At 51.8% G+C, this 11,675-nt stretch carries 6 protein-coding genes; 4 read left to right on the forward strand and 2 right to left on the reverse strand.

The genetic code is table 11. The annotated features are described in order from the left end of the window. Nucleotides 1-173: 173 nt before the first annotated feature. Both H7C19_RS16310 and H7C19_RS16315 read right to left on the reverse strand, forming a co-directional pair. Nucleotides 174-2,510, reverse strand: a complete 2,337-nt coding sequence (locus H7C19_RS16310) for a family 78 glycoside hydrolase catalytic domain (protein ID WP_185143711.1) — start codon at nt 2,508-2,510, stop codon at nt 174-176. Between the two features lie 138 nt (nt 2,511-2,648). Next, entirely contained in the window at nt 2,649-4,427 is a 1,779-nt protein-coding gene (locus H7C19_RS16315; protein ID WP_185143712.1) for a helix-turn-helix transcriptional regulator, read from the reverse strand. Between the two features lie 815 nt (nt 4,428-5,242). Between H7C19_RS16315 and H7C19_RS16320 the strand changes: the two genes are divergently transcribed. The 4 genes from H7C19_RS16320 (at nt 5,243) to H7C19_RS16335 (ending at nt 11,629) form a co-directional block, all read left to right on the forward strand. After that, complete coding sequence (locus H7C19_RS16320) at nt 5,243-6,106, forward strand: ABC transporter permease (RefSeq protein WP_185143764.1); 864 nt, start codon at nt 5,243-5,245, stop codon at nt 6,104-6,106. Between the two features lie 12 nt (nt 6,107-6,118). Then, complete coding sequence (locus tag H7C19_RS16325; RefSeq protein ID WP_221469285.1) at nt 6,119-7,036, forward strand: carbohydrate ABC transporter permease; 918 nt, start codon at nt 6,119-6,121, stop codon at nt 7,034-7,036. Between the two features lie 105 nt (nt 7,037-7,141). After that, nucleotides 7,142-8,710, forward strand: coding sequence for an extracellular solute-binding protein (locus tag H7C19_RS16330; RefSeq protein WP_221469286.1), 1,569 nt, complete (start codon nt 7,142-7,144; stop codon nt 8,708-8,710). A 96-nt stretch (nt 8,711-8,806) separates the two neighbouring features. Continuing rightward, nucleotides 8,807-11,629, forward strand: a complete 2,823-nt coding sequence (locus H7C19_RS16335) for a carbohydrate binding domain-containing protein (protein ID WP_185143714.1) — start codon at nt 8,807-8,809, stop codon at nt 11,627-11,629. Nucleotides 11,630-11,675: the final 46 nt, after the last annotated feature.

The raw sequence follows: 11,675 nt of genomic DNA on the forward strand, positions 1-11,675 counted from the left end.
CATATTATGTGATATCAAATAGTGCGCCTAATGACAAAAGAAGGCTATCCGAAAATGATAGGGACGGCCTTCTTTGCGCTGCGCTAAGATCCAAGAATTCAAGCAGTACACAACTTCTCTGTGTACCTCCGGATCATCGTCCAATTGCCCATCCATTATTTCGCTTCCCTATCCTATACCACAGGATGTTCCGGCAGCACAATCTTATAATTCATCCCTTCGGGCACTTGAACCTCGACCTGCATGGTGTTCCGAACGATCTCCCATGCCACGTGAATCCTGCCTTTCGGCGTAGGAACCGAGCCTTTGGCCCATGTTAACCCGCAAGGCTGCGGAGCGATCAGAACTTCCGCAAATCCTGCTGCCGCCGGTTTTACACCTAAGATGCCGGACAGAAATTCATACCCGGGACTGCACGACCAAGCATGACAGTAGCTTCTCGCCAGCCAAGGTTCTTCCGGCCAGGTCGTCAGGTCGGAATCCATCATCTGGTACCACCAATCGAGCAACTCTGCAAACTTTCCGTAGCTTCCTCCTGCTTCGAGAGCTCGGAACACATAATATCTGCCATAAAGCGTCGATTTGGCGAGAGAGCCGCTCCGGTTGAATTGGGCGCAAATGGCTTCGGCCCGTTCCGCGGAAGCACAGCCTGCGATAATGGGCCAGGCGTTCCCCAATTCACTGTAGGTCTCCAAATGAGGACAATCCTTATACAAGCCTTTGGCTTCATCCCAGCAATATGCATGGATGCCGTCTAGGATCTTTCCAGACAAACGGTTATAATGTTCGGCAACGTCGGCTTGTCCCAGCGTATCCATCAGCCTTGCCGCCAGCTTAAGGCAATACGCATACTGGGCGCTGATCAGCCCGGTTTCGCCGCCTTCCGCACCCGGAGGGCTTCCCGGCGGATGATCCCATTCTTTGACCCAATCGACAATTTTCCAATAGGGGAGCTTATACAACAAATACCGCTCATTCAGGAATCCTTCGAACCAATTCAGCGTAGACTTGATGACATTTTTACAGAGCGCTGCCGTTTCGTTATCGCCGGTATGCCACCAATATTCGTAGACCATCACGATCCATAATAACGACCAGGAGGGAATCACTTGCGGCACCCTGGCCGGATAACGGCTCTTCGTTATGCCTTCGTAATCCGCCGACCAGTTGAATAGCAGGACAGCTTGCCGTGCCAGACGCCAATCTCCTGTCATGTAGCCCATAACCAACGCGACGATCTGGGAATCTCCCGCATATTGGTTTTGCTCGTAATAGGGGCAATCCTCGTAGGTTTCATGACAACAAAGCTGCAGTGTCCGGAACGTCATCTCCCAAAGCCGACCGTGCCTTTCGTCGGAGGATGAAAAAGTCGCCGTCAATTCCAGAGGATATCCCACAAACCGATAAAACAAGTCCGGGAGGTCCAGCGTCTCTTCGCCGACAGTAATATCAAGCCGGATATACCGGAACGTTCTCCAATGCAAAGGCTCATAAGCATGGTCTCTGCCGTCGCACAGAAAGCTGTCATATAATCCTTCTACTGTGCCGCCCTCTAATACTTTTTCCACCGTCTTGCGGCCATCCTTATATAAAGCTTCGGAGTATGTGGCGGTCACCGACGACCCGCGCCCCCGCCGGAAGAATACAATCGGATAGCCAGTCGTCAGTTCCCCAGCATCCACAATCAGCGAGATCTGCTTTCCCGGGGGAATCGTTATGCCCTTGCCGTCCCATATCCATCGTTCTGCCTCAACCTGGTTGATGGAATCGGACCGATAAACGCCGGCGAATCTTCTATTTTCCTCGCGCATCAAGGGGATCATTCGGGGAAACAGCCTGTAGGGCAATGGGCTGTCCTTCACGCTTTCTCTCGTTACTCCCACAGCCAACTCTACGGCGGACTGCCAACGCTCTCCGGTGTCGGCTCCGCATTGCCAGCCCTGCGGGTATTGCTCGTAATCGAGATCCTCTCCAAGCCCGGATACAATGCCTGGGGCATCTTCGGAGCGATGATGCGCATAAGCCCGATCCGATAAACTGCTCCACGTACGATCGGTGTGCAATGTCTCCAAAACCCGCGCCTCTTCCTTGTCCATCAGAACGCCGTCAAGGATAAATGCCGGCGTGGCCGTCATGATGCTTAGCGGAACGCCAAGTTCGCCGTAGTCCGGATGGGTTGCCGAAAAGCAAATCACGACGGCGGAAATGATATTTTCTCCCGGTTTCAGGTATGAATCCAGAACAAGCGTGTCATAGAATTGATGGGCGATATCCCCTTTGGCGGGTCCGCAACAAACTCGGATTCCGTTCACGAACAGCGTATATCGGCTGTCCGCCGAAAGGTGTACGGTCAGTTTTGCGCCCGCCGCCGGAACATGAAACGATTTTCTAAAGTAGCAGGTGCGAAACGGCGACCCATGATTAAAGTCGTGTTGCCAGTTTCCGCCCGGTCCCCAGATCCATAGCGCTTCTCCTGTAAATGGACTTCGTTCCGTTCCCGATCGATGCATCCGCAGACCTCCTATCCATTGTGATTTCCACCTCCAGTATGGAACGTGATTTCGTTCCGGCATACTGTAAAACGGGTAACGGATTGCACGAAAAGTCTATACTTTTCGTTCCCGACTGTTATTTCCGCATCGCGTTCTTTACTTCATCCGAAGCGCAAATTCTTTGGGCGTCATCCCGTACCTGTTTTTGAACATCCGGTAAAAATAGGACTCGTTCTCGTATCCAACACGAAGCAACACCTCATTCACGCTTAACCTGGAACTTCTAAGCAGTTCGGCCGCCTTCTCCATGCGCACTCCGTTCAAGTAATCGGCAATCGACATGCCCGTCGCTTGTTTAAACGTCTTCGCCAGCCGTCTCGCATTCATGCCGAGGCTATCGGCAATCTGATCCGCGCACAGGGCATTGTCGTTATAATTCAACAATATAAGTTCGGTAGCGGCTTCCACGATATTCTTATCCGTCGACGATTCCGTTACCGTTTGTTGAAACATTCGTTCCAGGGAAACCAATGTGGACTGGAACACATCATCCAGGGTTTCATAATTCGAAATTGACTTCCAGATTTCCAGGATGCCTGAACCGTGTCCGCTAGGCGCGATTCTGCCGGATGCGAATAGTTCATTGTAAATGGCGGTCATCAAGTGCATGAAAGAAGAAAGCGCATTTTCATAACTCATCCCGGACAGCTCATCCCGAATCTGTTCAAACGCTTGCTTCATTCCCTTGACGCTGCCTTGGCGCAAGTTATCGAGCAGAATCGTTTCCCACTTCGGCGAATGGGATTGGCGGGGATTTGCCTTGTTCTGCATGACTCGCTCCGATGTGATCAAGCTTCCTTTGCCGAACAAAAAGCGATAGGCTGATAGGTTATAGGCATGCCGAACTTCGGCAGGCAAATGATTCACGCCGCGTACCCGCCTGCTGACGGATGTCGTGAGCGAAACAGGGTAATATTCGCAAACCGTTTCCCGGAATCGACCGATTGCGTCCTGGATGATTTCATCGCCCGGCGCATGTTCGCCCGCACGGGTTTCGAACAGCATCACGACGTCGTTTACGTTCAGGCTGACTCCGACCGCCACGCCCAGATCCCGGATCATTTCTTCGAAGATATTGATGGCGGCATACTTGAACAAGTCGATGTCCTTGGAAGAATAGCGGGATTGCAACTGGTCGAAATCGTCGAATTTGACCACAAACGCATAATAATCGGAATCATACTGGAGATGTAGGCCGTACTCCTTGCAGGAATCGGAAAATTGCGGGCGATTGACCTCGCCGGTAAGAATGGTTTTGACGAAGTAATCCCGCAGTACGTGGTTATAATCGAACTTCCGGCTGTCGTATTTTTGCAGTCTGTCAAACGAATCCCGGTATACGCTGCTGAGAAAGGCAATTTCATCCCGCTCCATCGTTTTGCCGTTTACGCCTGCAGCCAGATTCACAAGCCTGCGGATCGGATTGTACACGATGCCGGATACCTTCATGGAAAAGAACAGCGCAAGCACGAGGAAAACCGCGAAAATTACGAGCAAATACAGACTGAAGGCATGCAGATATCGGAATACGAACTCGGAGGGCTGAACTTTAAAGATCGTTAAGCCCAGATTCTTCAGTTTCATGTAACTGACAACATAAGACTCATTGTTTAACACCATCTCCGAGGAGCCGGAGTCGGCGTCGGCATTCCTCATTTCCTTCCGATAGGCGCCGAGAAGCGATTTTCGCAAGCCTTCGTCCTTTACCCCGGTTTCCAGAAACCCGCTAGCATCGCTGTATATATATGCGATTTCTCCCGCTTTTTCATTCAGCATGCTGATCTGCTTGATGTTATCGATCATCCAATCGGAATTGACGTTAATGGCAACCGCGGATGAGATGGCGGCCGGGTCGCCTGAAGTTTCGTACATCATGTAGGTAATGACGGTTTCCTTTACGATTTTATCCCCGAACGTATTCTCGATAGTCCGGAAGATCGGGACCATCCGCGGCAAATCCGGGTAACGGCCGATCAACCGTTTCAAGCCTTCGTCGTTGTAATAGATCTGTTTGCCTACATAGTAATACTGGCTGCGATAGTCGTTATAGAGTCCAATGGAATGGATGAACGTGTTGGAAGTCAGGACGGCCCCTGCGATGCGATTGATCCTACTGTAAATTTCGTCGGTATCCGGATTGCCGGTCGCGTTCAAGATAAAGGTCGTATCGGGATTCACAAATAAATATTGAGCGATATTTTGTACGGATGCGCTCATCAGCTCGATATTGAACTTGGCCTGGTTCAACACCTGCTCGTTATGCTGCGACTGCATCCTGAACAAGGCTTGTTTGCCGTACAAATACATCGCCATCGATAAACTCCCCACCAGCGTGACGGCGACGAGACTAATGGAGATCATGACGCGCATGTAGTACTTTTTGCGGTAAAATCCTCGTCTTGTAAGCGTATCCATAACATTCACCTCTGGATGTTCTTGCCGATGCATCCAGTGTACATGCCGCAAACAAACGAGTAAAGACTTCCAGGCCGAGAGAACATGATTTGCATATCCTTGCAATTTGTACAGCCTTCATATGCAATCCTTTATCGGAATTTGCAGTACTTTCCCGCCTCGTCTTCCTTCAAAATAAGCTTCAGACACAGAACACGATATGGAGGATGTGAGAGATATTGCCCAGAATTTGGTCCAGATGGATCCATTCTTTTAAATCCAATTCCGGACTTACCATGCTTGCTTTGCCCGCCATCGTTTTCATCTTTATTTTTTATTACATTCCTTTATACGGACTTGTATTGCCGTTCAAAGACTACAACTTCACGCTCGGATTTTGGCATAGCCCGTGGAGCGGGTTCACAAATTTCGAGTTCCTGTTTAACTCCAACCTAGTCCAGATCGTGCGGAACACAGCCGTCATGAATGCCTTGTTCATCGTTGTCAACGTCATTGTGGAGGTCACAACCGGGCTGCTTCTGTTTGAACTCGGGAAACGGTCAAGCAAAGTTTATCAAACGATTTTGTTCCTACCGTACTTCATTTCTTGGGTCGTGGTGTCCTACGCGCTATCCGGCTTTCTTGATCCGGATCTCGGCATCGTCAACAAACTCATCACGGCTTTGGGCGGCCAGCCTATCCTGTTTTACAACGAGCCGAAATACTGGGTTTTGATTTTGGTGCTGTGTCATGTGTGGAAGTGTCTGGGTTACGGCACGTTAATGTATTACGCTGCGCTGACAAGCGTCGATCCGGAGTATTATGAAGCGGCGAAGCTAGATGGCGCCAACCGAGTTCGCCAGGCCTGGCATATTTCCTTGCCGATGATTCGGCCGATTATTCTGATTCTGGTCATCGTCTCGATCGGAAATATTTTCTATGCCGATTTTGGACTGTTCTATACCGTGCCTCAGGACAATCCGATGCTATACCCGGTTACGGATGTCATCGATACGTATGTATATCGGGCACTCCGCGTGTTGGGCGACTTCGGCATGTCTGCGGCGGCAGGGTTGTTCCAGTCGGTTTGCGGATTCGTCCTGGTGCTTCTGTCCAACTATGTCATCGGTAAAATCAGCAGCGATGATAAACTGTTCTAGGAGGGACATCCATTGAAAACCGCGAGCACGACGGTTGCCGGCATCGGCAGCGGCAAGCGCAAACAAAATCAGCAGCGTTTCTACCTTTCCGTCCATCTCCTCTTCATCTTGTTGTGCGTTATCGTGACCGTGCCGTTCATCGTCATTGTGTCGGCGTCTTTCACGAACGAAACCTCATTGTTCAGAGATGGGTATGGCGTATGGCCGAAGCAATTTTCCTTGGACGCGTATGCAATAGCCTTCGCCAACAGCAAGCAGCTGATCCAGTCTTACATGGTGACCATCTTGGCTACCGTCGCCGGCACTTTGCTCGGCCTTTGGCTCATGACCACGCTAGGTTACGTGCTAAGCCGCAGCGATTACAGGCACCGTAATAAGTTGAGCTTTTACGTATTCTTTACCGTGTTGTTTCGAGGCGGGCTTGTGCCGACCTATATCCTGGTTGCCAGCTGGCTCGGCATGAAAAATACGATTTACGCGCTCTTCGTTCCTGCCCTCGTCAACTCCTTCTATGTCCTGATTATGAAAGGTTTCCTGAAGAGCATTCCGCACGCTCTCTATGAATGCGCCAAGTTAGACGGCGCCAGCGAGCTTCGCATTTTTCTGCGGATCGTGATCCCGCTTTCGACGCCGGCCATCGCGACAGTCGGTTTGCTGACGTCTTTGCAATACTGGAATGACTGGTTCACCAGCATTCTCTATACGGACGACAGCAAATTGCAGACCTTGCAAGCCTTGCTATACCGCATGCTGAGCAATATGCAGTTTCTCAGCGTCATCCAGCCGGCCGGCCTCGACAGCTCGATGCTCCCGCAAGCCTCATTCCGAATGGCTGTGTGCGTGCTGGCCGTCGGCCCGTTGCTGCTCGTATTCCCGTTTTTTCAGCGGTTTTTCGCTAGAGGGCTGACGGTCGGTTCCATCAAAGGTTAGGTTAATCAGGTCTATGCCCAGAGCGCTCGCAGAAGACCGTTAACATAGCTCCTTTCTTGATCGGCCAATCAACGAAGGAGCGCCGCAACTTGCTCTTGAGAATCATTGGGAGGTTATGCAATGCAATCGAAACACTCAAAAAAAACCAGCCTCATCTTCTCTACTCTTCTGGTTGTGGTTATCGTCGCCGCCCTGGCGGGCTGCAGCCCAAAAAGCGCATCTCCGGGCGATTCCGCTAACGCTCCGGAAACCAAGGAAACCGCCTCGCCAACGGAAACTTCCGCATCTTCCGGCAGTAACGCGGCACCGGCAGACGATACCAAGGAGTTCGTCACCCTTACTTGGTATATGACGGCTCCGTTGGATCCCCGCCCCAACGAAGAGAAAGTCATGAAGGACCTGAACGACAGGCTCAAAGAAAAAATCAACGCCAACGTCGTGTTCAAATTCGTGGACGGAGCCACCTATGCCCAAAAAATGAAAGTCGCCGCCGCGGCAGGCGAACAATTCGACATTTTCCTCGACTTGAACCAACTGGGTTTCAGCCAGATCGTTTCTAGCGGCATGGCGCTAGAAGTCGACGATCTATTGAACAAATACGGTCAGGACATCCTCAAGAAAGTGCCGGATCAAGCTTGGCAAGCCGTGACCGCCAGAGGCAAGAAATTCGGTATCTCGAATCCGAGCGCATGGGTGTCCTCGTACAACATCTCGCTCCGGAAAGACATCGTGGACAAATACAGCATCGATTACCAAAATATCCATACTTATGACCAGCTCGAACCGGTTCTGAAAATGCTGAAGGAGAAGGAGCCGAATCTGATCCCGTTCATGGGTGATTTCGTTTCAGCCTTGCCCAATACGATGGATAAGATCTCTCCCATGATCGGCTACGACAACCTGGACGGACAATGGAAATCGCTGCTGGACAACCCGGAATGGGTCAAAATCCAGAAGCTGCAGCATGACTGGTACCTGAAAGGCTACATTTCCAAGAAACTGGTAACCGACTACGCCGAGTTCAAAACCGGTAAATATGCAGGCTCGATCTATCACATTTATGATGCCTCGTTCGCCAAAGTATCCACCGATTTGGGGACGCCAATGGTCTCCACGCCGCTTGATTTCACGAATTACGTCACCGGTTCGACGATCCGCAGCGCCGTCAACTATATCAGTAAAACGAGCAAACATCCGGAGCGGGCGATGATGCTGCTCAACCTGCTCTTCAAAGACAAAGATCTTTTCAACAGATTCTGTTACGGGCTCGAGGGCGACGACTGGAACTACGTTTCCGGCAAAGGCACAGACAATCCCACGATTAAGACGAAAGATAAGCTCGAGTGGGCGATCTGGCATCCTTTCATCGGCAGCCTCTGGGATCAATGGCCGTCCAACTGGAACAGCCAGGAAGTGCTCGACGGCTTAAAAGCTGCGATCGACAAAGCCAAATACTCGCCTTACGTCGGGTTTACGTTCGATTCGTCTCCGGTCAAGAAAGAAATGGCCCAAATCGACGCGCTGGAACCGGAGCTGAAAACGATTTATATGGCGAAAGATTTAGATGCCAAAATGGCCGAATACAAAGAAAAAGCCAAAAAGGCCGGCCTCGACAACGTAATCGCGGAAATTCAAAAACAAGTTGATGCTTGGAAGACAGCCGACGGTAAATAGGACCCGTTCATTTCCCTAAGGATTTCGCTATCTCGGCAGTTCACCTGCTGCTGCCGGGATAGCGTCACTTTAAACGCACAGAAAAGAGGGATGAAGATGCTGACAAGAAAAGTTCTGCTCTCCTCTGCGTTTGCATGGTTTCTATGCTTAGCGGCGGCTTCCGTCGCGTACGCTTCGAACTACTATATTAGCAGCACCGGATGCAGCGACAGTAATTCGGGCACCTCATCGGCAGCTCCGTGGTGCAGCTTGACGAAGGTCAACGGACTGGCGTTGAGCCCCGGAGACCGGGTGCTGTTAAACAGGGGGTCGACATGGACCGGTCAGCACATGACATTCACGAACAGCGGTACCTCTGCCAGCCCTTTGACGCTGGCTGACTACGGTTCGGCTTCCAATCCGCGTCCGCGAATCATCGGCAACAATTCCGACGCGGAGCGAATGGTCACTTTCGTTAATCCCTCCTACTGGGATGTCCGCAATCTGGAAGTTTCGAACGCCGGAGTCGGCGTTTATGTTTTGTTTAGCACGTTAATGCACGAAGGTTTGAATTTTAACAATATATATGTTCATGATATCAGAGGGGTTTGGGCGGGCCATACGACCGCTTACCCGGGGCCGCTGGATGACAACCATCCCTTCGACCCGAATGCGCAGCGCGATTCCGTGTTTATGTCGTCCGGCATTCTATTTACGGCTGCCCAGGTACCGGTGGCCAACGGCGGCTTCGAGTCGCCCGTCACCAGTACTTATATGTATGGGCCGTTTACGAACGAATGGGCATTCAGCGGCAATTCCGGCGTACAGCATAACGGAAGCGTCTGGGGTGCGCCCAATGCGCCGCAAGGGGTGCAGACGCTGTTCCTGCAAGGCCCCGGCAACATCAGTCAGACCGTCAACTTCCAGACGGACGGCTTCTATTCCATCAAATTTCAAGCCGCGAAGCGAACGACTTCGGGCGGGACCCAATCTTTCGACGTCTATTTCGATCATACGGCGGTCGGCAGCTTCACCCCGTCCTCGGGCAGCTTCAGCCAGTTCATGACGAACGGATTCCATGCGACCGCAGGCCATCATACGATCCAATTCGTGGGAACAACGACCGGCGATAACACGGATTTTATTGATGCGGTCCAAATCTCCATCGCTTTCGATGATACGCAATATGCAGCCCGCAATTTGAACTTTACGAATATCGAGGGCGCGCATAACGTGGACAGCCTCTCCATCGACCCTTGGAACGGTATGGATTCCAGTACGCCGGGCTCGAACGGAAGCACGTTGTTCCAGAACATCGTGATGAAAAATTTATATTTGCACGACGATGACGGACATGCCGCCGCAGCGTATCAAAATGCGACGATGGGATGCAGTGATTCCTTGCGCTTGTCCAGCGTCACAAACGTGAAAGTAATCGACTCGATCTTGAACAATGAGGCGGCCTGCCACATTTATTCCGGAACCGCTGCGGTCATTCTGCAGCGTGTCGAGGACGTCATCTTTGCAAATAACATCATGACTAATGTACCGAATACGAACAGTCCCGACGGCGGGGCGATCGACCAGGAGTTTTCCACCGAGAACGTCACCGTGCGGAACAACTATATCGCAGGCAACGCGGGCCCCGGCTTGGAGATTCTGAATATACACGGGGGAGACCCCGACGATCGCAGCCTCAACACCGTATTCAGCGGCAATCTATTCTCGCAGAACGGGAAGGCAAACGCCTATGGATCGGTGTATTGGCTAAACGGCGGAACGACCCCGGTAACTCCGACAGGTACGTTTAGCAACAACCTGTACTACGAACCCGGACAACCGTTCCTGACCAGCAGCGGCCCGGGCAATCCGTTCGTGCAAACCAACAATGTCCGCCTGGACCAGCCCGGCTATCATGCAGCCAACGATTTTGCCGGAACGCAAGGCGAGAACCAATGGAAATATCAGTATAAGAACGCGGGCGTCTGGACCGATTTGACGTATGATGCGAACAACCGGTGGTGGTATCAAAATTCCACGTATCCGTGGTTGCAGCGGGTTGAAAAATTCGAAATGCACCCCGGCAATTGTTCCGCCTGCGATGTCGCCAGAGTATGGGTGGCGCCGGCCTCCGGAACGGTAAGTATTCGCGGCAGGGTGTTCAAGTGGGATACGGGCGGCGGCGATGGCATTACTGCCCGCATCAACAAGGTGTCCGGCGCGTCGACGACCCAGCTCTGGCCGGCCTCTGGCGCTTACGCGATCGGCGCAACGGACCAAGTAGGCGTTGATACGGATCTTGACAATATAGCGGTATCCGCCGGCGATATGATTCGCTTTGAAATCGGCAGCGGGCCGAATGGAGACGAGAGCTACGATGAAACGAGCTGGGTGCCGATCGTCGCCTACCGTTCCTTTACGAACAGTTCTCTCGCCTATGACTGGGGTTTCAATGCGGACGGCAATACGGAGGGTTGGACGAACGGCAATCAAATCTCCCAGTCCGTATTGGGGGGAATCAACACGCTGACTTCCAATGGTACCGATCCGTATATCTACTCCGACCCGAATCTGAATCTCAACGCCTCCGCTTACAAATACGTCAAGATCAGAATGAAAAACAATACCGGTTCTAACGAGGCCCAAGTATTCTTCATTACCGCAGCGGATACGACCTGGACGGCAGCGAAAAGCGTACTGAAGACGATAACGACGAACGACGGCGATTACTCGGAGTATGTATTCGATTTTTCAGCGAACAGCGCGTGGGCCGGAACGATCAAGCAACTCCGATTTGATCCCATCGCGGCGAGCGGAACGGTCAATGTCGATTACATCCGCGTCTCGAATAGCGCCGCTACCGCGGTACCGCTCGCTGTTGCGGGGTTTGAATTGACGGGCACCGGCACTTACACTTACGGTCCATTTACGTACGACTGAACCTTCGACGGCCACCCCAGTGGCGCTCGTCAAACAAAAGATCATC

The sequence above is a fragment of the Cohnella nanjingensis genome, from assembly GCF_014212125.1.
In the GTDB taxonomy this organism is placed as follows: Bacteria; Bacillota; Bacilli; order Paenibacillales; family Paenibacillaceae; genus Cohnella; species Cohnella nanjingensis.